The sequence below is a fragment of the Pseudomonas sp. L5B5 genome (assembly GCF_020520285.1).
Classification (GTDB): Bacteria; Pseudomonadota; Gammaproteobacteria; order Pseudomonadales; family Pseudomonadaceae; genus Aquipseudomonas.
The window spans coordinates 4,316,703-4,341,409 of sequence record NZ_CP084742.1 but is presented as its reverse complement, the minus strand read 5'-3'; the positions used below and the strand labels follow the sequence as shown (position 1 = coordinate 4,341,409).

Genomic DNA, 24,707 nt, shown 5'->3' with positions numbered 1-24,707 from the left:
TGCGGTGGCGCCTTCCGGTAGGAGCGAGGCTTGCCCGCGAAACGAGGGTGAGACCAGCGCACTGTCTGCGCCCGGAAGATCCCATCGCGAGCAAGCTTCGCTCCTACAGGGGCGCGCCGATTAACTGTCCAGCGCCTTGTACTTCTCGCGCAGGTGGTTACGTATCCAGACTGCCGACAGGTTGAGCGTGGCGATCACCAGTACCAGTAGCAGTGCGGTGGCGTACACCAGCGGCCGCGCAGCCTCGACGTTGGGGCTCTGGAAGCCGACGTCGTAGATGTGAAAGCCCAGGTGCATGATCTTCTGGTCCAGGTGCAGGTACGGGTAGTTGCCATCCAGCGGCAGCGACGGCGCCAGCTTCACCACGCCCACCAGCATCAGCGGCGCCACTTCGCCGGCGGCACGGGCCACCGCGAGGATCATGCCGGTCATCATCGCCGGGCTGGCCATGGGCAGGACGATCTTCCACAGCGTCTCGGCCTTGGTCGCGCCCAGGGCCAGGGAACCTTCACGCACCGTGCGCGGGATCCGTGCCAGGCCTTCTTCAGTGGCCACGATCACCACCGGCACCGCCAGCAGCGCCAGGGTCAGCGAGGCCCAGAGCAGGCCCGGGGTGCCGAAGGTCGGCGCCGGCAGGGCTTCAGGGAAGAACAGGCGGTCAACCGAACCGCCCAGCACATAGACGAAGAAGCCCAGGCCGAACACGCCGTAGACGATGGCCGGAACCCCCGCCAGGTTGTTCACCGCGATGCGGATCACCCGGGTCAGGGCGTTCTGCTTGGCGTATTCACGCAGGTAGACCGCCGCCAGCACGCCGAACGGGGTGACGATCATGGCCATGATCAGGGTCATCATCACGGTGCCGAAGATGGCCGGGAAGATCCCGCCTTCGGTGTTGGCTTCCCGCGGGTCGTCACTGAGGAATTCCCAGACCTTGCTGAAGTAGAAACCGATCTTGGTGAAGGTGCCCATGGCGTTCGGCTGGTAGGCGTGAACCACTTTGCCCAGGCCGATCTCCACTTCCTTGCCGTTGGCATCGCGGGCGGTCAGGCTGTCGCGGTTGAACTGCGCATGCAGCTCGCCCAGGCGCGCCTCGATGTCCTGGTAACGGGCATTGAGTTCGGCACGTTCGGCGTCCATGTCGGCCTGCGCCGCAGCGCTCATCTTGCCATCCAGCTCCAGCTTGCGACCATGCAGGCGGATACGTTCCAGGCCGGCGTTGATCGCACCGATGTCGGACTTCTCCAGGCTCTTGAGCTGGGTTGCCAGGGTGTTCACCCGGTCGATCCGCGCTTGCAGCTCGGGCCAGGCGGCTTCGCCTTCGGCAACGACCTTGCCGTTTTCCTTGACGTTGACCAGGTAGCCGTAGAAGTTGCCCCACTCACGGCGCTCGATGGCCATCAGCTCCTTGGGGTAGCTCTGGTTGGTCAGCCACTCGCCGACGATCCAGGTGAAGTCGTTGCCGTTCAGGTCGCGGTTGCCCACCTTGAGCAGCTCGCGAGTCATGAACTCGGGACCCTGGTCAGGCACCGGCAGGCCGGCGCTCTTCAAGCGTGCCCGGGGCACCTCTTCCTTTTGTACCACTTCACCGACGACCAGGTGGTTGGCCTGGCCCGGCACGTCGTAGCTGGCGTGCACCAGGTCCGCCGGCCAGAAGTGGCCGAGGCCGCGCACCGCGATCACCGCCAGGAGGCCAATGGTCATGATGACCGCGATGGACACCGCGCCACCGCTGATCCAGACGCCGGGGGCGCCGCTCTTGAACCAGTCTTTGAGGGAGTTCTGTTTCACAGACTTCTACCTTTCTTAAAGCGACGAGTATTTCTTGCGCAGACGCTGACGAATCAGCTCGGCGAGGGTGTTCATGACGAAGGTGAACAGCAGCAGCACCAGGGCCGAGAGGAACAGCACGCGGTAGTGGCTGCCGCCAACTTCCGACTCGGGCATTTCCACCGCGACGTTGGCGGCCAGGGTGCGCAGGCCTTCGAACAGGTTCATTTCCATGACCGGGGTGTTGCCCGTGGCCATCAGCACGATCATGGTCTCGCCCACGGCGCGGCCCATGCCGATCATCAAGGCCGAGAAGATCCCCGGGCTGGCGGTGAGAATCACCACCCGCGTCATGGTCTGCCACGGCGTGGCGCCCAGGGCCAGGGAGCCCAGGGTCAGGCCACGGGGCACGCTGAACACGGCGTCTTCGGCGATCGAGTAGATGTTCGGGATCACCGCAAAACCCATGGCCAGGCCCACTACCAGAGCGTTGCGCTGGTCGTAGGTGATGCCCAGGTCATGGGAGATCCACATGCGCATGTCGCCGCCGAAGAACCAGTTCTCCATGAACGGGCTCATGTACAGCGAGAGGAAGCCGACGAAGATGATCACCGGGATCAGGATCGCGCTTTCCCAGCCTTCCGGCACTTTCAGGCGCAGGGACTCGGGCAGGCGGCTCCAGGCGAAGCCAGCCACCAGGATGCCGATTGGCAGCAGCACCAGCAGGCTGAAGATGCCCGGCAAGTGGCCTTCGACATAAGGCGCCAGGAACAGGCCGGCGAAGAAGCCGAGGATCACCGTCGGCATCGCTTCCATCAGTTCGATCACCGGCTTGACCTTGCGGCGCATGCCGGGAGCCATGAAGTAGGCGGTGTAGATCGCCGCGGCCACGGCCAGCGGGGCTGCCAGCAACATGGCGTAGAAGGCGGCCTTCAAGGTGCCGAAGGTCAGCGGCGACAGGCTCAGCTTGGGTTCGAAGTCAGTGTTGGCCGCCGTGGACTGCCACACGTACTTGGGCTCGTCGTAGTTCTCGTACCAGACCTTGCTCCACAGGGCGCTCCAGGAGACCTCCGGGTGCGGGTTGTCGAGCACCAGGGGCTGCAGCTTGCCCCCGGCTTCGACGATCACCCGGTTGGCGCGAGGCGACAGGCCGAACAGGCCCTGGCCTTCCACGACCTGGTCCACCAGCAGGGTGCGGTGGGCGGTGCTGTGGAACACCCCGAGCTTGCCGGCGGCGTCCAGGGCGACGAAGCCCTTGCGGCGCTCTTCGGCGGTGATTTCAACGATCGGCGCGGTGCCCATCTGGAAAGTACGGATCTGCTTCAGGCGCAGTTCGCCGTCAGGATCACGGGCCATGAACCACTGGGCCAGGCCGCCCTTGGAGGTGCCGATGATCAGCGAGATACCACCCACCAGCTGGGTGCTGGCAGTGACTTCGGTGCTGGCATCCTCCAGCAGCTTGTAGCGCCCGTTGAGGCTCTTGTCCCGCAGGCTGAAGACGTCAGCCTGGGCCCGGCCGTTGATCACATACAGCCATTGCTGGCGCGGATCGATGTACATGGCCTTGACCGGTTCGGTCATCTGCGGCAGTTCGATGCTGCTCTGCTCGCTGGTGACTTCGCCGGTCATCATGTTTTCTTCGCGGGTCAGCTTGCGCACGAGCAGCTGCGAACCCGTGGAGCCGGCGAGGATCAGCGAGGAGTCGCTGGCGTTGAGATTGACGTGTTCCAGCGCGCCGCCCTGCTCGTTCAGCACGATAGGCGCTTCGCCATAGGGGTACTCGATCGCCGGGGAGATGGTCTTCTTGCCATCCGGGTAGCTGACCTTATAAGTGTGGCGGAACACCAGGGCCTGGCCGTTGGACAGACCGACCACCACCAGCGGGTTGCCGGGCTGGTCCTTGCCGATGGACGTGACGGTGGCACCCGCCGGGATCGGCAGGTCGACCTTGCGCAGCTCGGCGCCGTTGTCGATGTCGAAGAACAGCGCCTGCCCCTTGTCGGAGACGCGCAGGCCGACCTGGTTCTGCTCTTCCAGGGAGAACATCAGCGGCTTGCCGGCATCCTGCATCCAGGCAGGCGTGAGCGGGTCCTTGGCTGTCAGTTCGGCACCCTGGAACAGCGGGGCGACGACATAGGCAAGGAAGAAGAAGATCAGGGTGATCGCGCCCAGGACAGCCAGGCCGCCCACGAGGACGTACCAGCGGGTCAGGCGATCTTTCAGCGCGCGGATGCGGCGCTTGCGTTGCAGCTCAGGCGTATTGAAGTCAATGCGCTTGGGGGGAGAAGTCGTAGTCATGGTGGAATTGGCCAGATCATTCATGCGCACACCCTAGCGATCCTGTATGACAGAAAGATGACAATGCAGTGACGCACCAAATCCGCCGCGTGGCAGGGCCTGCAGCGGACAGAAAATGGAAGGGCAGGAGCCGGCCGGGAAGTAGTCCCAAGGGCCGGCTACTGCAAAAAAGGTCCGGTTGAAACGGACCTTTTCGTGGCGGCTTATGCGCCTTACTTCAGACCCAGGTCAGCCAGGGCCTTGGCGGCGACTTTGGCTGGCAATGGGATGTAACCGTCCTTCACGACCACTTCCTGACCCTGCTTGGACAGGACCAGTTTCACGAACTCGGCTTCCAGCGGAGCCAGAGGCTTGTTCGGGGCCTTGTTGACGTAGACGTAGAGGAAGCGCGACAGCGGGTACTTGCCGTTCAGGGCGTTTTCTTCGGTGTCTTCGATGAAGTCGCTGCTGCCTTTCTTGGCCAGGGCCACAGTCTTCACGCTGGCGGTCTTGTAGCCGATGCCCGAGTAGCCGATGCCGTTCAGCGAGGAGCTGATGGACTGCACGACCGAAGCCGAACCTGGCTGCTCGTTGACGTTAGGCTTGTAGTCGCCTTTGCACAGGGCTTCTTCCTTGAAGTAGCCATAGGTGCCGGATACTGAGTTGCGACCGAACAGCTGCACTGGCTTGTTGGCCAGGTCGCCCTTCACGCCCAGGTCGCCCCAGGTCTTCACTTCTTCCTTGGCGCCGCACAAACGAGTCGAGGAGAAGATCGCATCGACCTGTTCCATGGTCAGGTGCTGGATCGGGTTGTCCTTGTGCACGAACACGGCCAGGGCGTCCACGGCCACCGGAATCGCGGTTGGCTTGTAGCCGTACTTCTGCTCGAAGGCCGCCAGTTCGGTGTCCTTCATCTTGCGGCTCATGGGGCCCAGGTTGGAGGTGCCTTCGGTCAGGGCGGGTGGCGCGGTGGCGGAGCCAGCGGCCTGAATCTGGATGTTTACGTTCGGATATTCTTTCTTGTAGTTCTCGGCCCACAGGGTCATCAGGTTGGCCAGGGTATCGGAACCGACGCTGGACAGGTTGCCCGACACACCAGTGGTCTTGGTGTAGCTCGGGATAGCAGGGTCGACAGCGGCAACCGCGTGGGCAGTCGCAACGCCAGCGGCGACGAAGGTCATTGCCGCCATCAAACGCTTCAGTTTCATGCCTTACTCCTAGCAGATAGGGTGTGTTAATTCGGGGCCAAGTATCTGTAGGCCGTGTGAACACTCTATGTCCGGAATATGACAATTAGATGAAAGGCCAGCATTCCTGAATGGAAGCTGGCCTTTCTTTATGGAGGCAACGGGAAACCTCGTGGCGGAGGTCAGCGGCCCTTTTTCCACAGGTACAGCCCCGACAGCAGGCCGATGCCGCAAATGATCGCGACGTAATAGGCCGGGGCCATGGGGTTGCTCTTGAGCATCCAGGTCACGACCATCGGGGTCAGGCCGCCGAAGATCGCGTAGGCCAGGTTGTAGGAAAACGACAGGCCGCTGAAACGCACCGCTGCCGGGAAGGCCCTGACCATCACGTAGGGCACCGCGCCGACGAGGCCGACGAACAGACCGGTCAAGGCGTACAGCGGGAACAGCAGGTGCGGGTTGTCTGACAGCGAGTGGTAGAAGATCCAGGACGAGGCCAGCAACATCAGGCTGCCGAAGACGAACACCCGCCCGGCGCCGAAGCGGTCCGCCAGGCTACCGAACAGGATGCAGCCCAGGCTCAGGAACACGATGGCCAGGCTGTTGGCCTCCAGGGCGGTGATGGCCGAGAACTTGTAGACGGTCTGCAGCACAGTGGGGGTCATCAGGATCACCACGATGATCCCGGCCGACAGCAGCCACGTCAGCAGCATCGAAATCACGATGGCACCACGATGGTCGCGCAGCACGGCCCGCAGCGGCAGCTCCTCGGCCAGGGCCTTGCGCAGTTGCAGCTCGGCGAACACCGGAGTCTCGTGGAGCAGGCGGCGCAGGTACACCGAGAACAGGCCGAACACCCCGCCCAGCAGGAACGGCACGCGCCAGGCATAGGCCGCCACTTCCTCGGGGGTATAGATACTGTTGATGGCAGTGGCCACCAGCGAGCCCAGGAGGATGCCGGCGGTCAGGCCCGAGGTCAGGGTGCCGCAGGCGTAGCCGATGTGTCGCGCCGGAACGTGCTCGGAGACGAACACCCAGGCACCGGGCACTTCACCACCGATGGCAGCGCCCTGGATCACCCGCATCAGCAACAGCAGGACCGGCGCCCACAGGCCAATCTGCTCGTAGGTGGGCAGCAGGCCCATGATCAGGGTCGGCACCGCCATCATGAAGATGCTCAGGGTGAACATCTTCTTGCGGCCCAGCAGGTCGCCGAAGTGGGCCATGACAATCCCGCCCAGGGGTCGGGCCAGGTAACCCGCGGCGAAGATGCCGAAAGTCTGCATCAGCCGTAGCCACTCGGGCATGTCTGCCGGGAAGAACAGCTTGCCCACCACGGTGGCGAAAAACACGAAGATGATGAAGTCATAGAACTCCAGCGCTCCGCCCAATGCGGACAGCGACAGGGTCTTGTAGTCACTACGGTTCAGGGGACGGGCGGGGGGCGCTGATTGCGCGGCGCTCGAGGGCACAGTGGTCATGGCAAGGGCTTCTCTTATTAGTTGGTTCTGGAAGCCGCAACAGCTCTGGTTGGGGCCTGGCAGGTTCGGCACGATAGCAAATTGTTCGAATGCCTACACAGTGGCGCACAAATGACGCACAAAATTGCGAACTGGACGGGTCGTCGTGGAGTCTATCGACCGATATACTCGCAGGGCCCGGGGCGCAAAGCCGCTCCCGGCAAGGGTTGCTGTGCGAAAACGCCGTTGTATTCATGACCGCCGGGAGCCACCCGGCGCCAGCAAGACAAGGCAGGAACACGATTGCATGCCCCACCCTCAGTGCCCGGCGCGCAATGCTCCTCCCTGTGCATGAACAGCCGGTTTCGCAGAGTTTCCCTTTAGCACGCCTTAGAAAGAACGTGACGAACGTAGTATGTTCGGGCTGAATCGTTTTTCCTGAAGACGGCTATTCACCTGAAGTACTCATGAAGCGTCACGGGTCAGAGGCCCCTCGGCATGATAGAGCTCGAACAAGAAGATCCAATCCCGCAAGGCGACCTGGCCCTGCAAATCACCGCCCTACCCCGTGAAACCAATGGTTTTGGCGATATTTTTGGCGGCTGGCTGGTGGCCCAGATGGACCTGGCCGGCACCGCCATGGCCAGCCGCGTCGCCGGTGGCCGCGTCGCCACCGTGGCCATCGATCGCATGGCGTTCCTGGTACCCGTGGCCGTCGGCGCGCAACTGTCCTTTTATACCCAGACCCTGGAGATCGGCCGCAGCTCGATCCAGATGATGGTGGAAGTATGGAGCGACGATCCGCTGTCCAGTGAATGGCGCAAGGTTACCGAAGCGGTGTTCGTGTTCGTCGCCATCGATGGCAGTGGCCGTACCCGCTCGGTCCCGCCGAGGGCACGATAAACTTCCGGGCTGCCAGGTGGTCCATGGCAGCCCAAGCCTTCTGAACGAGAACCGCAATGTCTACGCCACATGTTGAAACGGTAAAACTCGACGAACTCAATTGCTGGCGCATTCGCCACGGCGAGGCCGAGTTGCTGGTGGCCCAACAGGGCGCGCACATCCTCAGCTACCAGGTGGCCGGGCAACCCCCGCTGATCTGGCTGAACGAAGAAGCCCAGTTCAAGACCGCCAAGAACATTCGCGCCGGGGTCCCGGTGTGCTGGCCGTGGTTCGGCAACCTGGTGCGCAATCCGCAGAGTGTGCAAGCCATGCGTCCGGGCAGCGACCCGGCGACAGCCCACGGCCTGGTACGCGCCACCGATTGGGAACTGCAAGGCATCGAGACCGACGGCGACAGCCTGCTGGTACGCCTGCACCTGCCCTGCCCTGCGGAAGGTTTTCCCGGCTGGCCGCACCAGGTGGAACCAAGCCTGACCATCCGCCTAGACCAGCAACTGCATATCAGCCTCACCAGCCACAACCTGGGCACCGAAAGCGTCAGCATCAGCCAGGCGCTGCACAGCTACTTCGCGGTCAGCGACGTTCGCCAGGTGCATGTGGAGGGTGTGGACGGCCTGAATTACATCGAAACCCTGGAAGACTGGACAACCAAGGCCCAGGCCGGCGACCTGCATTTTGCCGGGGAAACCGACCGCATCTACCTGGATGCGCCGGCGCAACTGGCGATCGTCGACCCGCAATGGCAGCGGCGCATTCGCCTGGCCAGCCAGGGCTCGCGCACTGCGGTGATCTGGAACCCATGGATCGGCCGCGCCGCACAGTTCAGCGACATGGCCGACGACGGCTGGCAACGCATGCTGTGCATCGAGACCGCCAACGTGATGGACGACATCGTGACCCTGGCCCCCGGCGCCAGCCACACCTTGAGCGTGAGCATCGACAGCGTCGCGCTCTGACCCACGATTGCGCTGATGGGCCCTGTGTACAGGCTGCGTGGCGAGGGAGCTTGCTCCCGCTCGGGCGCGTAGCGGCCGCAAGACCTGAGTACGCGTTCTGCCTGACAGACCGCGGACTCAGACCCTGGTAAGGCTGCGCCTTCCAGCAGGGGCTTGCTCCCTCGCCACGGTTCCTATCGGCTACAAATCCGACTCCTGCACCACCCGCACCTTCGCCGCGTCCAAGGCGTAGGCGGCGTCTGCCAGGTCATTGCTGACCTTCTCGACCTTCAACGTGCCGGTCACCCACAGCGGTGTGTAGATGTCGTCCAGCTTCACGCCCTTGGCAAAGCGCACCAGCACCAACTGGTTGGGCGGCGGCGGTGGCACGTGGATGCACGCGCCCGGATACGGCACCAGGAAGAACAGCGTGCTGCGGCCCTTGGCATCCGTCTCCAGCGGCACCGGATAACCGCCGATGCGAATCTGCTTGTCGTTCATGGCCGCCACGGTCTTGGTGGAATACATCACCGCCGGCAAGCCCTTGCTCTGCTTCAGGCCGCCCTTCTCGGTGAAGGTGCCATTGGCTTCGGGGGAGTTGTGGTCGATTTCCGGCATCTGCTCCAGGGCTTTCTGGTCCGACTTGGGCATCAGTTCCAGCCAGTCGGTTTCCGGCAGCTCGCCGGCCTGGGCCAGGCCGCAGCCGAGCAGAACGAGGGTCAACAAGAGACGACGCATGAGGGTGGGGCTCGGTCAAGGGAAAGGACGGGCAAACGGGGGCATTCTAGTGCCCAACCGGCAAAGGTGTTGCAGTTTCAAATGAAGAAGATGGCTCCCTTCGCCCGAGCGGCGAAGGGGGCTCATGCAGCGGATCAGTTCTTCTTGACGAAGCCGTAGATCACCAGGAGAACGATCGCGCCCACCAGTGCGCCGATGAAGCCTGCGCCCTGGCCAGCCTGGTAGATACCCAGCGCCTGGCCGCCATAGGTGGCTGCCAGCGAACCGCCGATACCCAGCAGGATGGTCATGATCCAGCCCATGCTGTCGTCTCCCGGCTTGAGGAAACGTGCCAGCAGACCAACGATCAAGCCGATGAAAATGGTTCCGATAATGCCCATGGCTGTTCCTCTGTAGGAGTGGGTAAACCAAAGCCTAGTCAGCGCCTTGGCATCCTGCTATCAGAGAACGGCGGGAAACGAAGGTTCCCGCCAGCCGGTGCATTTGTTACTCGGCGACCAGCGCCTGAACCTTGAGGATCTGCGCCTGCAGGGTCGCCTGATCGGCGCAGCGCAGGTTGGCATGGCCGACCTTGCGCCCGACCTTGAAAGCCTTGCCGTAGTGATGCAAGTGGCAGTCGTCGATGGCGATCACCTTGTCCACCGGCGGTACTTCACCGATGAAGTTGATCATGGCGCTCTCGCCCACCTTGGCGGTGGAGCCCAGCGGCAGGCCGGCCACTGCCCGCAGGTGGTTTTCGAACTGGCTGCACTGGCTGCCTTCGGTGGTCCAGTGCCCAGAGTTGTGCACTCGCGGAGCGATCTCGTTGGCCTTGAGGCCACCGTCCACTTCGAAGAATTCGAAAGCCATCACGCCCACGTAGTCCAGCTGCTTGAGCACACGGCTGGAGTAGTCCTCGGCCAGGGCCTGCAGCGGATGATCGCTGCTGGCCACGGACAACTTGAGGATGCCGCTGTCGTGGGTGTTGTGCACCAGCGGGTAGAAGCGGGTTTCACCGTCACGGGCGCGCACGGCGATCAGCGAGACTTCACCAGTGAACGGCACAAAGCCTTCCAGCAGGCACGGCACGCTGCCCAGTTCGGCGAAGGTGCCCTCAACGTCGGCGGCGTTGCGCAGGACTTTCTGGCCCTTGCCGTCGTAACCCAGGGTGCGAGTCTTGAGCACGGCCGGCAGGCCGATGCGCGCCACTGCGGCGTCCAGGTCCGCCTGGGACTGGATGTCGGCGAACTCCGGGGTGGGAATCCCCAGGTCCTTGAACATGCTCTTCTCGAACCAGCGATCGCGAGCGATGCGCAAGGCCTCGGCACTCGGGTAGACCGGCACGAACTGCGAGAGGAAGGCCACGGTTTCCGCCGGCACGCTCTCGAATTCGAAGGTCACCAGGTCCACTTCATCGGCCAGCTGGCGCAGGTGGTCCTGGTCGCCGTAATCGGCCCGCAGGTGTTCACCCAGGGCGGCTGCGCAGGCATCCGGCGCCGGGTCGAGGAAAGCGAAGTTCATTCCCAGCGGAGTTCCCGCCAGGGCCAACATGCGGCCCAGTTGGCCGCCACCGATTACACCGATCTTCATCGTCAACGACCTCAGGCGACGCGCGGATCTGGATTGTCCAGGACGCTGTCTGTCTGTTCAGCACGGAATTTTTTCAGCACCGCATGGAACTGCGGGTGCTTGGCGCCCAGGATGCTCGCGGAGAGCAGGGCGGCATTGATCGCACCGGCCTTGCCGATGGCCAGGGTGGCCACGGGAATGCCGGCGGGCATCTGCACGATGGACAGCAGCGAGTCCACGCCCGAGAGCATCGACGACTGCACTGGCACGCCCAGCACCGGCAGGTGGGTCTTGGCCGCGCACATGCCCGGCAGGTGCGCCGCGCCGCCGGCACCGGCGATGATCACCTCGATGCCTCGCGCCTCAGCCTCTTCGGCGTACTGGAACAGCAGGTCCGGGGTGCGGTGTGCGGAAACCACCTTCACCTCGTAAGGGATGCCGAGCTTTTCCAGCATATCGGCGGTGTGGCTAAGGGTGGACCAATCGGACTTGGAGCCCATGATCACGCCAACCAGTGCACTCATCGTCGTGCCTCTTCTCTCTGGGCGCCCGCAGGCGCGTCAAAAACAACAAGCCACGCGAAATGCGTGGCTTGAATTGTACGAATTATGGCCAGGCGAACCGGCCGAAGGCCGCGCAGTATACCGAAAAAGCCGCGCTAAACGCATTTTCGCCGACCATCTGTCGAACAAAGTATTTCCGACGCAAAACCCCGGTTTTATTGACTTCGGAGTCAGCCGCCCCGCACTGCAAATCCCTTCGACCTTGCCTGTTTCTTGTGGCCGCTGCCGCAGGCTGAGCACGGGCGCGCAGCGGCGGCAGAAAGGGTCCAGTCGACCACGTACCTGATGGCCCTGCGGGCCTTGGCGCAGCCTCGCAGGCTCGACAGTGGATGCAGGATCATGGGGTGCCTGTACCTTGCGCCGCGGCGCCTTCCAGCTTGCGCCACAACAGGCGCACGTTGGCCTTGCGCACCAGGGCGCAGCGGTACAGGCGGATCTCCAGCGGCACATGCCATTGCGCCCCGCCGCAGACCACCAGTTCGCCCCGGGCCAGTTCGGCGCGCACGCTCAGTTGTGGCACCCAGGCGATGCCCAGGCCTTCCAGGGCCATGCTCTTGAGGCTGTCGGCCATGGCAGTCTCGTAGACGGTGGTGTAACGCAGGTTGCGCTGGCGCAGCAGCAGGTTCACCGAACGCCCGAGGAAGGCCCCGGCGCTGTAGGCCAAGAGCGGCACGCTGGCCTCGCCTTCCAGGTCGAACAGCGGCTTGCCCTGGGCGTCGGCGGCGCACACCGGGAGCATCTCGGTGTGCCCCAGGTGCAGCGACGGGAAGATTTCCGAATCCATCTGCAGGGCGGCGTCCGGGTCGTAGAAGGCCAGCATCAGGTCGCAGCCACCTTCGCGCAGGGCGTGCACCGCGTCGCCGACGTTGGTGGCCACCAGGCGCGTGGCGATGTTCAGGCCCTCGTTGCGCAGCTGGGCGATCCAGCGCGGAAAGAAGCCCAGGGCCAGGGAGTGGGCCGCCGCCACCTGCATCACCTCACCCTGTCCGCCCTCCAGGTGATGCAGGTGGCGTACCACTTCACCAAGCTGCTCGACCACGGTCCGGGCGGTCACCAGGAACAGCTGCCCCGCCGCCGTCAGCTCCACCGGCGTGCGCGAGCGATTGACCAGGGTCAGCCCCAGGGCCGCCTCCAGGCTGCGGATCCGCCGGCTGAACGCCGGCTGGGTCACGAAGCGGCGCTCGGCAGCCTGCGAGAAGCTGCGGGTGGCGGCCAGGGCACTGAAGTCCTCGAGCCATTTGCTTTCCAGATTCATCACGTCCTCCCGGACACGCACCATTTTAGGTCACACGCTTGCCGGCAAAGCGGCGTCACACCAGCATTATGCCGAATATGCATAGGCCAGTGCTTAACAGCATTGGCTCTAAATTTCCCTTAGCCCTAGGATTCGCAGCGCTCCCGGCATAGACCGGGTCCCTACCGAGATGATTTCTATCATGTCCTCCGCTGCATCTTTCCGCACAGAAAAAGACCTGCTTGGCGTACTCGAAGTACCGGCCCAAGCGTATTACGGCATCCAGACCCTGCGAGCGGTGAACAACTTCCGTCTCTCCGGCGTTCCGATTTCGCACTACCCAAAACTGGTCGTGGCCCTGGCAATGGTCAAGCAGGCAGCTGCTGACGCCAACCGCGAACTGGGTCACCTGAGCGAAGCCAAGCATGCAGCCATCAGCGAGGCCTGTGCCCGTCTGGTGCGCGGTGACTTCCACGACGAATTCGTGGTGGACATGATTCAAGGCGGCGCTGGCACTTCGACCAACATGAATGCCAACGAAGTCATCGCCAACATCGCGCTGGAGGCCATGGGCCACAGCAAGGGCGAATACCAGTATCTGCACCCGAACAACGACGTGAACATGGCGCAGTCCACCAACGACGCCTACCCGACCGCGATCCGCCTGGGCCTGCTGCTGGGTCACGATGCACTGCTGGCCAGCCTCGACAGCCTGATCCAGGCGTTCGCCGCCAAGGGTGAAGAATTCAGCCACGTCCTGAAAATGGGCCGTACCCAGCTGCAAGACGCCGTGCCGATGACCCTCGGCCAGGAATTCCGCGCCTTCGCCACCACCCTGGGTGAAGACCTGGCGCGCCTGAAGACCCTGGCTCCCGAGCTGCTGACCGAAGTCAACCTGGGCGGCACCGCCATCGGCACCGGCATCAACGCCGACCCGCGTTACCAGGCCCTGGCCGTGCAACGCCTGGCCGTCATCAGCGGCCAGCCGGTTGTTCCAGCTGCCGACCTGATCGAAGCCACTTCCGACATGGGCGCCTTCGTGCTGTTCTCCGGCATGCTCAAGCGTACCGCCGTCAAGCTGTCGAAGATCTGCAACGACCTGCGCCTGCTGTCCAGCGGCCCACGCACCGGCATCAACGAAATCAACCTGCCAGCGCGTCAGCCAGGCAGCTCGATCATGCCCGGCAAGGTCAACCCGGTGATCCCGGAAGCCGTGAACCAGGTAGCGTTCCAAGTTATCGGCAACGACCTGGCCCTGACCATGGCGGCCGAAGGCGGCCAACTGCAGTTGAACGTGATGGAGCCGTTGATCGCCTTCAAGATCTTCGACTCGATCCGCCTGCTGCAACGCGCCATGGACATGCTGCGCGAGCACTGCATCACCGGCATCACCGCCAACGAAACCCGTTGCCGCGAACTGGTGGAGCACTCCATCGGCCTGGTCACCGCGCTGAACCCCTACATCGGCTATGAAAACGCCACCCGTATCGCCCGCATCGCCCTGGAAAGTGGCCGTGGCGTACTGGAACTGGTGCGCGAGGAAGGCCTGCTGGACGACGCCATGCTCGACGACATCCTGCGTCCGGAAAACATGATTGCCCCGCGCCTGGTTCCGCTGAAAGCGTAACCGCCGCGACACCGAAACATGCAACACCGCTCACCAGGTTGAGGGACTAGACACCTCTCACCTTTTGAGGGCCTGGAGCTTCGTCTCCAGGCCCTTTTTTTTGCCTGGGATTTTTCCCTGCCGTTGAAATCGCCACGCCGGCTGCATCGGAGCGCCACCCAATCTGAACTGCACCCGCGACCTCATTTGTAGCCGCTGCCGAGCCCGCGAGGCTGCGAACGGCACCGCAGGGGCCGCAAAACCTGCCGCCCCCTGACTGACTTTCCTCACTCACACACTCAACGAAGCCTTTATCCATTTCCTGCCCATCACCAGATTTGTCATGGGATACCGCCCAGAGACAACGCTGATTTGCTTTGTTTTGTAGGGTAAATCCGAGAAAATCCCCCATGCCTTTGAGCGCCTTGTACCCCTTCGAACGATCAGGCAGTCTCCCGGTGCCGCTGCCAAATCAGCGGCCCGGATGTGGAAGTTCGGACCTGAGTAAGCATGAGCGCTCATGGGCATGGTTCGACGTATTGTCGTCGGCATCGCTTTATGGCGGTTGTGCGCGGGACACCTTCGGGTGTGCTGGGTTACTCAGTCCCGGTCTTCCACACCCTCGCACAACTGCCACCCCCTCATGTGGAAGTGAGCTCGGCAGTCCGTTAACTACTGAGTGAGTGACCGTCATGAAAAAGCTCGTCCCCGATCCTCCTTTACCCACCGATCATCCGCGCCGCGATCCGGAGCTGGACTGCGCCAACGCCAACCTGCTGGCCGCCTTGCACGGCACCCGTCATCGCCCCTTCGGCCTGCGCGATGGCCGGGGCCATCCGCTGTTCGCCGTACAACCCCAGGTGAATGCCGAAGACGCCCTGATGCACGTCTCCCTGCTGCTCAAGTGCGCCGAAGAGGTGTCCGATGAAATCACCGAGCACGCCAGCGGCATCGAACGCGGGCTGATCTGGTCCATGGTGCATTCCGTGGAAATGGCCCGCGCCGTGGTGGACGCCCTGCTCGACAGCGCCCGCCCAGGCCCCTGACCTGGCTGGTGGCAACGGCATCGCCCGCAGCTAGAACCTGTGGCGAGGGAGCTTGCTCCCGCTGGACTGCACAGCAGTCCTTTTTTTGGGGGCCGCTTCGCGACCCAGCGGGAGCAAGCTCCCTCCCCACGTATAAAACACTCGGCCTTAGCCACAGCGTCGGTGGATAATCAGCCTCCCGCCGCGCCGGCAATGACTACCAAGGCCCTCCGTCGATGGACCCGACATCCACCCACACCCTGCAACAGCTACGCGCGCTGATCCCCATTGGCCTGCGCCACGCCCAGGCCCTGCTCGCCCGCTGCGCCAATAATCCGCAACAAGCCGCCGAGCTCTACAAAGCCGAGCTGGTGCAGGTGCTGGTGGACAAATCCGGCCTGGCCGCTGAACAAGCCCGGGAACACTTGCACGCCGCCGGTTACGACCTGAACCGCGCCCTGCACGCTATAGAAGAAGCACGTTTCACCCTGACCCAGCGCATCCTGCGCAAGCATCACCGGGACCCGGGCCAGGCCCTGGACCTGATTGCCCAGGCCGTCGAAACCGCAGAGCAGCTGCCGCGCCAGTACTGGCTGGATTTCGAACGCCTGGAACAACTGCCTCCGGCACCGCGTTGCTTCATGGTGCTCCACGAGTGGCTGGCCTTCGAGGACTGGGAGGGTTTCGACAGCGCCCTGCACTTTCACCTGCCCCAGGCCATCGCCCAGCTCAGGCTCCTGCAACTGGACGCCCTGGCGAACACCCTGGAACAGGCCGATCAGCGCCAACAGCAGTTGCGGTCCGCGCATGGCGCAAGCGACAGCGCCACCGAGCTGGCGGCACGGATCAATCAGGACCCGCTCTTCAACCGCTGCCAGGACAGCTACTGCCAAGGTCGAACCCAGCTCGACGAGCGTCTGTTGGAGTGGGTGGTACAGCATCAGGCAGCATTTCCCGCCTGAGCGGCACTGTCATCGTTCACACCATTCCTCGTTACGCCGCAGAAGCCGGTAGACTGCCGCCCTCACCGAACACGGACCTCGGATTCAGCCCCCATGGAATTGCACTACAGCATCACCCCCGCCCACACCGAAGCCTGGATTGCCGAACCGCTGAAGCAGGAACTGCTCAGGGATGATCAGCAGCATGTCCAGGCCATGACCACATTTGCCCGGTGGCAAAGCCGCTTCATCGGTCCCGTGATGTTCACCTTGTGCCTGGTCGGCGGCTGCCTGTCGATCTACTTCCCCGAGCGCACCTTCACCGCGGAGAAGGTCATCGCCATGGTGGCGTTCGCACTGATCTTCATCCCCCTGTGGTGGCGCTTTTCCGGGCGCTGGATCAAGCACCTGCAAGCCCGGATTGCCGCTACCCCGATCAAACCCCAGGCGCCGTTGCGCGGACTGAGCCAGCGCCTGATCGAAACCCGGTTGCGGGCCGTCGAAGGCACCTATTGCCTGAACTTCGACGACCAGGGCTTCACCCTGCTCAACGCCCGCGGAGGCCAGAGCAGCCTGGCCTGGGAGCAGATCGCAAGCGTGCAGGAAATAGCCGATTTCTACCTCGTGGCTGACGCCGACATGGCCCGCGAGGGCATGGCCTGTTTCATCGCCAAACGCAGCGACCTGATGCCGGTCGAGGAATACCAGCAAAGGCTGCAGGGGTTCCTGAGCAAATGCCCGGTGGCACCATCAGCCCACTGATCGCGCCTCGCAACGCCCCCGACGTACCACCAACGGAATTTGCATGCACACTTCAGCGTCCTCCCCCCGCCCTGCCCGCACACTGGCCATCCTCGGCACGGGCCATGCCCTGCCGCAGCAGGTGGTCACCAGTGCCGAACTGGACCGCCGGCTCGGCCTGGAAACCGGCAGCGTGGCGCGCATCAGCGGTGTTCATCAGCGCCATGTCGCCGCCCCTGCGGACACCGCCGCCAGCCTCGGTGCCAGTGCCGCGCGCCAGGCCCTGCACGCAGCAGGCCTGGCGCTTGAACAGCTGGACCTGATCGTCTGCGCCAGCGGCACCCAGGACCAGGGCATGCCCTGCAACGCGGCGCTGCTGCAACGGGAGCTGGGCCTGGGGCAATCGGGCATCCCGGCCATGGACATCAACGCCAGCTGCCTGGGCTTTATCGCCGCCCTGGACACCCTCTCCTGGCCAATCCAGGCCGGGCATTACCGGCGCGTGCTGCTGGTGTGCGCCGACATCGCCTCCTGCGGCCTGGACTGGCAGCAGGTGGAAGTCAGCGGCATCTTCGGCGACGGCGCGGCGGCGGTAGTGCTGGGGGCCGGTGACGGTGGCCAGAAGATCCTCGCCTCGCGCCTCAAGACCTACGCCGAAGGCGCCGCGCTGTGCCAGATCCCCGCCGGCGGCTCGCGCTTTCATCCGCGGCGCATCGACGTGCCGTTCGAGCCCCTGACCAGCTTCGCCATGCAGGGCAAGGGCGTGTTCCGCCTCGCCGCCAAGCACCTGCCCGAGCTGATGGACGACTTGCTGCAGCAAGCCGCATTGCCCCTGGCGCAGGTCGACTGGATCATCCCCCACCAGGCCAGCCAGCAGGCCATGGCGCATGCGACCAGGCGCCTGAGCCTCAGGCCGGAGAAAGTCATCGATATCTTTGCCCGGCACGGCAATCAGGTGGCGGCGTCCCTGCCCACCGCCCTGGATATCGCGGTGCGCGACGGACGCATTCAACGCGGGCAGTCCTTGATGCTGATCGGCACCGGCGCGGGCCTGTCCCTCGGCGGCCTGATCCTGGAGTTCTGATGAAGATCCTGGTCACGGGCGGCACCGGTTTTATCGGTCGGCATCTGGTGTGGAAGCTGGCCGCCGAAGGCTGCAAGGTACAGTTCAGCGGACGCAACCCCGAGGCGGCGGCGCAAGTCATTGCCCACAGCCCGGCACCTGTACGCTGGCTGCCCCTGGAACACGGCAGCCGCCAGGCCAAACGCCTGCTGGCCGACGCCACCCGAGCGCATGACGCCATCGTGCATTGTGCCGCCTTGTCTTCACCCTGGGGCTCGCCCCAGGCCTTTGCCCGGGCCAACCTCGACTCCACCGCCGAGGTGATCCACGCCTGCCGGAAAAACCGCATCCCACGGCTGGTGCATATCTCCACTCCGAGCCTGTATTTCAACTTCAGCGACCGCCTGGGCATCCGCGAAGACCAGCCGCTGCCGCCACCAGTGAACGACTACGCCCGCAGCAAGGCCCAGGCCGAAACGCTGCTGGGTGAAGCCGGCCTGCCCGAATGCGTGATCCTGCGGCCCCGGGCAGTGTTCGGCCCCTGGGACGCGACCCTGATGCCGCGCCTGCTGCGGGTGATGCAGCGCGGGGCGATTCCGCTGATGCGCGGCGGCCGGGCCCAGCTGGACCTGACCTGCGTCGACAATCTGGTGCACGCGGTGTGGCTGGCCCTGACCCGGCCCCTGCCGCGCCCGCTGTGCGTGTACAACCTGAGCAACGCCACGCCCCTGGCCTTCAAGGACCTGTTGCAACAGATGGCCGAGCACTTTCAACTGCCGCTGCGTACCCGCCGCCTGCCCTGGCCCCTGGTGCACGGCGTGGCGCACCTGCTGGAGCTCAAGGCGCGCCTGGGCAACGGCGCCGAACCCTTGATCACCCGCTATGGCGCAGGCGTCCTGGCCTTCAGCCAGACCCTGGACATCAGCGCCATCCAGCGTGAGCTGGGCTACCGCCCGGTAATCAGCCAGGAACAGGGCATCGCCCAGCACGCCCAATGGTGGCTGGCCCAACAGAGGCAACGACCATGAGCCGCCGCGTTAGCTTGAAGATCCTGCGGGCCGGCTGGTGCCAGCATCTGGAATGCATGGCCGACCGCGGCGGGCGCCTGGCGCCGGTGCAATTCCCGGCCTTGTGCGGGCTGATCCAGCACCCGGACCACGGCTGGATTCTCTACGACACCGGTTACGCCGAGCACTTCTTCCAGGCCACCCGCGCCCTGCCCGAGCGCCTGTACCGCAGTGCGGTGCCGGTGCAGCTACCGGTGGCGGAGCAACTGGGCGCGCAGTTGCACGAGCTGGGCATCGGCCCGGGGGATATCCGCCACGTGATCATTTCCCACTTCCACGCCGACCATATCGCCGGCCTGCGGGACTTCAGCAATGCCCGCTTCATCGCCCTGGAAGCCGATTACCGGCATATCGACAGCCTGCGCGGCCAGCGTTGGCGCGCCACCCTCGGCGGCCATCTGCCAGGGTTGCTGCCGGACGACTTCAGCGCCCGCCTGCGCCTGGCCGACGCCAGCCCCAGCTGTGCGCTACCGAGCTGGATGGCGCCCTTCGAGCAGGGCCTGGACCTGTTCGGCGATGGCAGCCTGATCGGCGTGCCACTGCCGGGACACAGCGCCGGCCAGCTGGGCCTGTTCATCGCCGATGCCCAGGGCCGGCCGGTATTCCTGGTGGCCGACGCCTGCTGGTCAGTGCCGGCCTGCCGCGCCGAACGCCTGCCAGCCGCACCGGCGCTGTGGTTTGCCAGCGCCGACCGCCAGCAATACCTGCGCACCTACAGCGGCCTGGGCCAGCTGATCCGTCGGGAACCGGCGGTGGCGGTGCTGCCGTCCCATTGCACCCAGGCCTGGGAGGCGTTCGCCAATGAACAGTGAACGCCTGCTGGGCACCCTGCGCAGCATCGGTGCCTTCGTGTTCAGCCGCTATGCCCTGCGCTTTCGCCGCCGCGAGCGGCTGGAAGCCTGGCAGGCAAGGCGCCTTAAGCACTTCATGGCCCGGGTCATGCCCCGTGGCCAGCGCTTTGCAGGGTTGGCAAACGCCGGCCTGCACCGCTTGCCGACCATGGACAAAGCCGCCCTGATGAGCGATTTCGCTGGCTTCAACACCCGCGCCCTGAGCCTGGAGCAGGTGCTGCCGGTGGCCTTGCAAGCGGAGCAGTCACGGGACTTCAGCCCGACCCTGGGGGACATCACCGTGGGCCTGTCCAGCGGTACATCGGGAGCCCAGGGGGTGTTCCTGGTCAGCAGCGTGGAACGCCAGCGCTGGGCCGGCATCCTGCTGGCGCGGACCCTGCCCCGCGCCCTGCTGCCACGGTTGCTGTGCCCCTGGCTGGCACCGCTGCGGATCGCCTTTTTCCTGCGGGCCAACAGCCGCCTGTACACCACCCTGGCCAGCCGTCGCATCGACTTCGCCTTTCATGACCTGACCCTGGGCCTGGGCGCCTCCCTGGAGCGCCTGAACCAGCAGAACCCGGACGTGCTGGTGGCCCCGGCCACGGTGCTGCGCGGGTTGGCCCAGGCGGCCCTGGCCGGGCAGCTGACGATCCGCCCACGGCACATCCTGTCGGTGGCCGAAGTGCTGGAAAGCACCGACGCCGAGATGGTGCAGCAAGCCTTCGGGCTCAAGCCCCAGCAGATCTATCAGGCCAGCGAAGGCTTCCTCGGCTACACCTGCGAGGCCGGCACCCTGCACCTGAATGAAAGCCACCTGCACATCGAGCCGCAGTGGCTGGACCCTGAGCGCACACGCTTCCAGCCGATCATCACCGACTTTTCAAGGCGTACGCAGTTGATCGTGCGGTATCGCCTCAACGACATCCTGCGGGTGGCCAGCGCGCCCTGCCCCTGTGGCCGTGCGGAACGGGCGATTGCCGCCGTGGAGGGCCGCGCCGACGAGATCCTCTGGCTGCCAAGGCTCCAGGCTGAAGAATTGGCACCGCTCTATCCCGATGTATTGCGCCGGGCCCTGCTGATGCTGGGGGCAGAGCTGGAGGAGTACCAGATCCAGCAGCGCGGCCTGCACTGGCAGGCCAACCTGCGCACCTCGGGCGACTACCACGGGCTGTGCCAGCGCTTGAGCGAAGCCCTGGCCGAACTCTGCGCGCAACAGGGGCTGCAGGCGCCGCAGCTGAGCTTCGGCCACTGGCAGGCACCACCGCCACAAACGAAAAGACGCCGCCTGCTGATGCTGCAACTACCCGAGGGACTGCCATGCGTGTATTGATTCTCGGCGCCCGGGCCCCGGCCTGCCTGGAATGGGCCCGGGCGTTCCAGCAAGCCGGCTGGACGGTGACCGTGGCCGATTCCCTGGCCCAACCCCTGAGCCGTTTCAGCCGCGCCGCCGAACACTTCGTGCGCCTGCCGGAACCGCGCCGCGACCCCGAGGCCTGGATCGAAGCCCTGGCCGCGGTCATCCGCCAGCAGGCCATCGACCTGCTGCTGCCCACCTGCGAAGAGGTGTTCTACCTGGCCCATGGCCTGGAGCGCCTACGGCCTTTGTGCCGGGTGTTCACCAGCGATTTCGAGCTGCTGCACCGCCTGCACCACAAGGGCGACTTCGCCGCCATGACCCAGGGCTGGGCCGTGGCCGCGCCGCCGACCCAGGTGCTGCATGACCCGGCCGCGTTGCAAGCGCTGGCGGCGGAGCACGACGCCCTGGTATTCAAGCCGGCCTATTCGCGCTTCGCCTCCCAGACCCTGATCTGCCCGAGCCCGGCGCAACTGGCCAAGGTCCGGCCCAGCGCCGAGGCCCCCTGGGTGGCCCAGCGCTTTGTCCCCGGCCAGGAATACTGCAGCTTCAGCGTGCTGGTGGACGGCCAGTTGCGCGCCCACAGCAGCTACCAGCCGCGCTACCGGGTCGGGCGCGGCTCGGGGATCTACTTTCACAGCTGCGCCCCGGCGCCAATCCGCGCCTTCCTGGAGCAGTTCGGCCAGGCCACCGGCTACACCGGGCAGGTGGGTTTCGACTTCATCGAGGATCAGCAGGGCCGCTTCCATGTCCTGGAGTGCAACCCGAGGGCCACCAGCGGCGTGCACCTGTTCGACGACCAGCGCACACAACTGGTTGCGGCGCTCGGCACCGAGGCAGCCGAGCCGCTGCAGGCCACCCTCGAACCGCGAATGATCGCCCTGGCCATGCTGCTCCTGGCGGCTCCGCAACGGGCCTTGAGCCGCGCGTTCTGGCACGACTACCGGCAAGCCCGGGACGTGATCGTCCAGGACGGCGACCGCGGGCCCCTCACCGCCCAGGTACTGAGCCTGGCGGAAATCATCGGCCGCGCCCTGACCCGCCGCTGCGGGCTGCTGGCCGCCTCCACCGCCGATATCGAGTGGAACGGCCAACCCCTGGAGGCGCCGCGCCCATGAAGCTGTTGCTGCCCGAACAACTGGCCCAGCAGCCACCCAGCGCCGACGACAGCCGCGCCCGGCATTACGTGCGCACCTGCGCCGGTGGCGCGCTGATCGGCAACGTCAGCACCGCCCTGGCCCTGCTGGACACCGGCCGCCAGCAGTTCCCGGTGAGCATCAACCATGGCCACGACCCTGTGGATAACTGCTACGTGGTGTCGCCGCAGACCGCCTACAGCGGCTATGCCCGGGAAGAACTGCAACGCCTGCGCCGGCCCTGGCTGGCCTGGCCACTGAAGCTGCTGACCCAGGGCGTGGACCGGCTGCTGAGCGCGGCCAAGGTCGATCGCCTGGTGCAGGTCAACAACTGGCTGCTGTCCACCAACCTCTACCCGGCCGACTGGGATGGCACGGATCTGCCGGCGATCACCGAGCTGCTGCGCCGGGAGTTTCCCGACCACGGCTTCGGCTTTCGCTCGCTCAACGATTTCAGCAACCTGGAACTGCGCAAGCGCCTGCAAGCCCTGGGCTACCTGGCGATTCCCAGCCGCCAGGTGTACCTGTTCGACGGTCGCGACGGCGAGGACTCGGCCTTCCTGCGCCATCACAACACCCGCCTGGACGCCACCCTGCTGCGCCGCAGCCCTTATACGGTGGTACCCGGCAGCGAGCTGAACGAGACCGACTTCCAGCGTATCGAGCAGCTGTACAACCTGCTCTACCTGGACAAGTACAGCCGCCTCAACCCCCACTACAGCGCGCAATGGCTGCAACGCGGGCAGGCCGAAGGCTGGCTGGAAGTACGCGCCCTGCGCAACGCCGAAGGGCGCATCGACGGCGCCCTGGGCTGGTTCGCCAACAGCGCGCTGATCAGCACGCCCATCGTCGGCTACGACACCGCCCTGCCCCAGCGCGCCGGCCTGTACCGGCAACTGACCAGGCTGTGCCTGCAAGAAGCGGCGGACCGCCGCCAGGTGCTTAACTTCAGCTCCGGCGCAGCAGCCTTCAAGCGTCTGCGGGGTGGCGAGCCAGAGATCGAATACAGCCTGATCCACGTCGCCCACCTGCCCAGGTCGCGAAGGCTGGTATGGCAACTGATGGGCCTGCTGCTGCAACGGATCGGCGTACCGCTGATGAGGAAACTCAAACTGTGACCAGTCACCCGGGCTGGTGGCCCGTAGCCCTGAGCCGACAGCTGCAACGCCAACCCCTGGCCTGCACCCTGCACGGCGTGCCGCTGGTGGTGTTCCGCGATGCCGAAGGCGCCCCCGCCGTGCTGCCGGACCGCTGCCCCCACCGCTTCGCGCCCCTGAGCGCCGGGCGGGTGCGCGACGGGCAGATCCAGTGCCCCTACCACGGCTGGCGTTTCGACCCCCAGGGCCGGTGCAGCCACCTGCCCGGCCAGGCGCAGCAGCGTTGCAGCCAGCCATTGCTGCACCCCCTGCACAGCTGCGAAGCCCAGGGGCTGGTGTGGGCCAGCCTCGCCAACGAGCGCCCGGACGCGCCTCCCGTGGCCGCCGCCGAACAGGCTCAGGCCCTGGATGTGTTCTGGATCAGCGACCGGGTGCAGTGCAGCTTGCAGGACGCCGCGGAGAACTTCCTCGACGGCTTCCACACCCACTTCGTGCACGCCGGCTGGATTCGCCACGACCGCCAGCGCCAGCGTATTCGCGCCTGGGTGCATCAGCTGGAGGATGGGGTTGAAGCGCAGTACAGCGAGGAAGGCACTCAATCCGGCCTGATATCCCGGCTGTTCGAAGGCGAACGCGGCCTTAGCATGGGCCGCTTCCGCCTGCCGGGGCTGGCGGAAATCGAATACCGCGACCGCCAGGGCCGGCTCAACCTGCTGGTCAGCGCCTGGCTGAGCCCGGCTGCCGAGGGCGAACTGCGCTTGTTCGCACGGATTGCCACGGCCCGAGGCCGCCTGCCGGGGTGGCTCAAGCGCGGTGTACTGCAGCCCTTGTTCAAGGTGATCCTCAAGCAGGACCGGCAGATCCTGGAAAAAGTCAGCGCCAACCAGCAGCGTTTTGCCGGCGTGCCAGTGCGCTGGCACCGGCAAACGCCCCTGGACGGCTCCCAGGACCTGCTCGGGCCATGGATCCGGCAATTGCTGGAACAGGGTGAACTGAGCGACTTCCAGGAGCGACACCACGAGTTCCTGCTGTAACTCGCCACAACCCCAACGCAGCAGCGCGACGAACGGACTGGACCGACACCGCGGCCCACCTCGGATCCCCCTGCAAGGCCCTGCCCACAAGGGTCGCAGCGCGCCCGATGAAGAACCGATTCAGCTTGCGCCGGGCCCACCGTTCCTCGGTTCCATGCGCTACATGCAGACGGCAAGCCCGCGCACCGGTATAGTGCG

Annotated in this window: 22 protein-coding genes; 13 read left to right on the top strand and 9 right to left on the bottom strand. The window is 65.1% G+C overall.

Translation table 11 applies throughout. The annotated features are described in order from the left end of the window. Positions 1-120: 120 nt before the first annotated feature. The 4 genes from pstA to LGQ10_RS19730 form a co-directional block, all read right to left on the bottom strand. Positions 121-1,791, bottom strand: coding sequence for a phosphate ABC transporter permease PstA (pstA, locus tag LGQ10_RS19745; protein WP_226522955.1), 1,671 nt, complete (start codon positions 1,789-1,791; stop codon positions 121-123). 15 nt (positions 1,792-1,806) lie between these two features. Then, positions 1,807-4,092 (bottom strand): ABC transporter permease subunit, encoded by a 2,286-nt coding sequence (locus tag LGQ10_RS19740; RefSeq protein ID WP_058434716.1) that lies wholly within the window; start codon positions 4,090-4,092, stop codon positions 1,807-1,809. A gap of 188 nt (positions 4,093-4,280) precedes the next feature. Then, the gene (locus LGQ10_RS19735; RefSeq protein WP_058434717.1) at positions 4,281-5,255 is read right to left on the bottom strand and encodes a phosphate ABC transporter substrate-binding protein PstS; all 975 of its coding nucleotides are present in this window, start codon (positions 5,253-5,255) and stop codon (positions 4,281-4,283) included. A 161-nt stretch (positions 5,256-5,416) separates the two neighbouring features. Next, the gene (locus LGQ10_RS19730) at positions 5,417-6,706 is read right to left on the bottom strand and encodes an MFS transporter (RefSeq protein ID WP_226526165.1); all 1,290 of its coding nucleotides are present in this window, start codon (positions 6,704-6,706) and stop codon (positions 5,417-5,419) included. Between the two features lie 486 nt (positions 6,707-7,192). Here LGQ10_RS19730 and LGQ10_RS19725 point away from each other — a divergent pair, with 486 nt between their 5' ends. After that, positions 7,193-7,597, top strand: a complete 405-nt coding sequence (locus tag LGQ10_RS19725; RefSeq protein WP_003229628.1) for an acyl-CoA thioesterase — start codon at positions 7,193-7,195, stop codon at positions 7,595-7,597. A 56-nt stretch (positions 7,598-7,653) separates the two neighbouring features. Next, positions 7,654-8,553, top strand: a complete 900-nt coding sequence (locus LGQ10_RS19720) for a D-hexose-6-phosphate mutarotase (protein ID WP_058436591.1) — start codon at positions 7,654-7,656, stop codon at positions 8,551-8,553. A gap of 180 nt (positions 8,554-8,733) precedes the next feature. Here the strand turns inward: LGQ10_RS19720 and LGQ10_RS19715 are convergent, their stop codons facing one another. The 5 genes from LGQ10_RS19715 to LGQ10_RS19695 form a co-directional block, all read right to left on the bottom strand. After that, complete coding sequence (locus tag LGQ10_RS19715; protein ID WP_058436592.1) at positions 8,734-9,270, bottom strand: DUF3299 domain-containing protein; 537 nt, start codon at positions 9,268-9,270, stop codon at positions 8,734-8,736. 134 nt (positions 9,271-9,404) lie between these two features. Beyond that, a complete protein-coding gene (locus tag LGQ10_RS19710; protein ID WP_058436593.1) occupies positions 9,405-9,650 on the bottom strand; it encodes a GlsB/YeaQ/YmgE family stress response membrane protein in 246 nt (81 codons plus the stop codon). A gap of 106 nt (positions 9,651-9,756) precedes the next feature. Continuing rightward, positions 9,757-10,839, bottom strand: coding sequence for a 5-(carboxyamino)imidazole ribonucleotide synthase (locus LGQ10_RS19705; protein WP_226522954.1), 1,083 nt, complete (start codon positions 10,837-10,839; stop codon positions 9,757-9,759). 11 nt (positions 10,840-10,850) lie between these two features. Continuing rightward, positions 10,851-11,342 (bottom strand): 5-(carboxyamino)imidazole ribonucleotide mutase, encoded by a 492-nt coding sequence (gene purE / locus LGQ10_RS19700; RefSeq protein ID WP_016967060.1) that lies wholly within the window; start codon positions 11,340-11,342, stop codon positions 10,851-10,853. A gap of 376 nt (positions 11,343-11,718) precedes the next feature. Beyond that, positions 11,719-12,636: a LysR substrate-binding domain-containing protein gene (locus tag LGQ10_RS19695; RefSeq protein WP_058434552.1), complete on the bottom strand. Its 918-nt coding sequence runs from the start codon at positions 12,634-12,636 to the stop codon at positions 11,719-11,721. A gap of 181 nt (positions 12,637-12,817) precedes the next feature. Between LGQ10_RS19695 and aspA the strand changes: the two genes are divergently transcribed. The 11 genes from aspA to LGQ10_RS19640 all read left to right on the top strand — a co-directional run bounded on the left by aspA (position 12,818) and on the right by LGQ10_RS19640 (position 24,509). After that, complete coding sequence (gene aspA / locus LGQ10_RS19690) at positions 12,818-14,242, top strand: aspartate ammonia-lyase (RefSeq protein WP_058434553.1); 1,425 nt, start codon at positions 12,818-12,820, stop codon at positions 14,240-14,242. Positions 14,243-14,913: 671 nt separating this feature from the next. Further along, a complete protein-coding gene (locus LGQ10_RS19685) occupies positions 14,914-15,267 on the top strand; it encodes a DUF6124 family protein (protein WP_226522953.1) in 354 nt (117 codons plus the stop codon). A 215-nt stretch (positions 15,268-15,482) separates the two neighbouring features. Next, complete coding sequence (locus tag LGQ10_RS19680) at positions 15,483-16,208, top strand: hypothetical protein (protein WP_226522952.1); 726 nt, start codon at positions 15,483-15,485, stop codon at positions 16,206-16,208. A gap of 93 nt (positions 16,209-16,301) precedes the next feature. Next, entirely contained in the window at positions 16,302-16,949 is a 648-nt protein-coding gene (locus LGQ10_RS19675) for a hypothetical protein (protein WP_226522951.1), read from the top strand. A gap of 43 nt (positions 16,950-16,992) precedes the next feature. Beyond that, entirely contained in the window at positions 16,993-18,012 is a 1,020-nt protein-coding gene (locus LGQ10_RS19670; RefSeq protein ID WP_226522950.1) for a beta-ketoacyl-ACP synthase 3, read from the top strand. After that, a complete protein-coding gene (locus LGQ10_RS19665; protein WP_226522949.1) occupies positions 18,012-19,019 on the top strand; it encodes an NAD-dependent epimerase/dehydratase family protein in 1,008 nt (335 codons plus the stop codon). Before LGQ10_RS19670 ends, LGQ10_RS19665 begins: the two co-directional genes overlap by 1 nt. Continuing rightward, positions 19,016-19,870, top strand: a complete 855-nt coding sequence (locus LGQ10_RS19660) for an MBL fold metallo-hydrolase (protein ID WP_226522948.1) — start codon at positions 19,016-19,018, stop codon at positions 19,868-19,870. Before LGQ10_RS19665 ends, LGQ10_RS19660 begins: the two co-directional genes overlap by 4 nt. Continuing rightward, on the top strand, positions 19,860-21,218 hold the full coding sequence (locus LGQ10_RS19655) for a F390 synthetase-related protein (RefSeq protein WP_226522947.1): 1,359 nt from the start codon (positions 19,860-19,862) through the stop codon (positions 21,216-21,218). The genes LGQ10_RS19660 and LGQ10_RS19655 overlap by 11 nt, the downstream gene beginning before the upstream one ends. After that, positions 21,206-22,360, top strand: coding sequence for an ATP-grasp domain-containing protein (locus LGQ10_RS19650; RefSeq protein WP_226522946.1), 1,155 nt, complete (start codon positions 21,206-21,208; stop codon positions 22,358-22,360). Before LGQ10_RS19655 ends, LGQ10_RS19650 begins: the two co-directional genes overlap by 13 nt. After that, positions 22,357-23,496 (top strand): hypothetical protein, encoded by a 1,140-nt coding sequence (locus LGQ10_RS19645; protein ID WP_226522945.1) that lies wholly within the window; start codon positions 22,357-22,359, stop codon positions 23,494-23,496. The genes LGQ10_RS19650 and LGQ10_RS19645 overlap by 4 nt, the downstream gene beginning before the upstream one ends. Continuing rightward, positions 23,493-24,509: an aromatic ring-hydroxylating oxygenase subunit alpha gene (locus tag LGQ10_RS19640; protein WP_226522944.1), complete on the top strand. Its 1,017-nt coding sequence runs from the start codon at positions 23,493-23,495 to the stop codon at positions 24,507-24,509. Before LGQ10_RS19645 ends, LGQ10_RS19640 begins: the two co-directional genes overlap by 4 nt. The last annotated feature ends 198 nt before the right edge of the window (positions 24,510-24,707 follow it).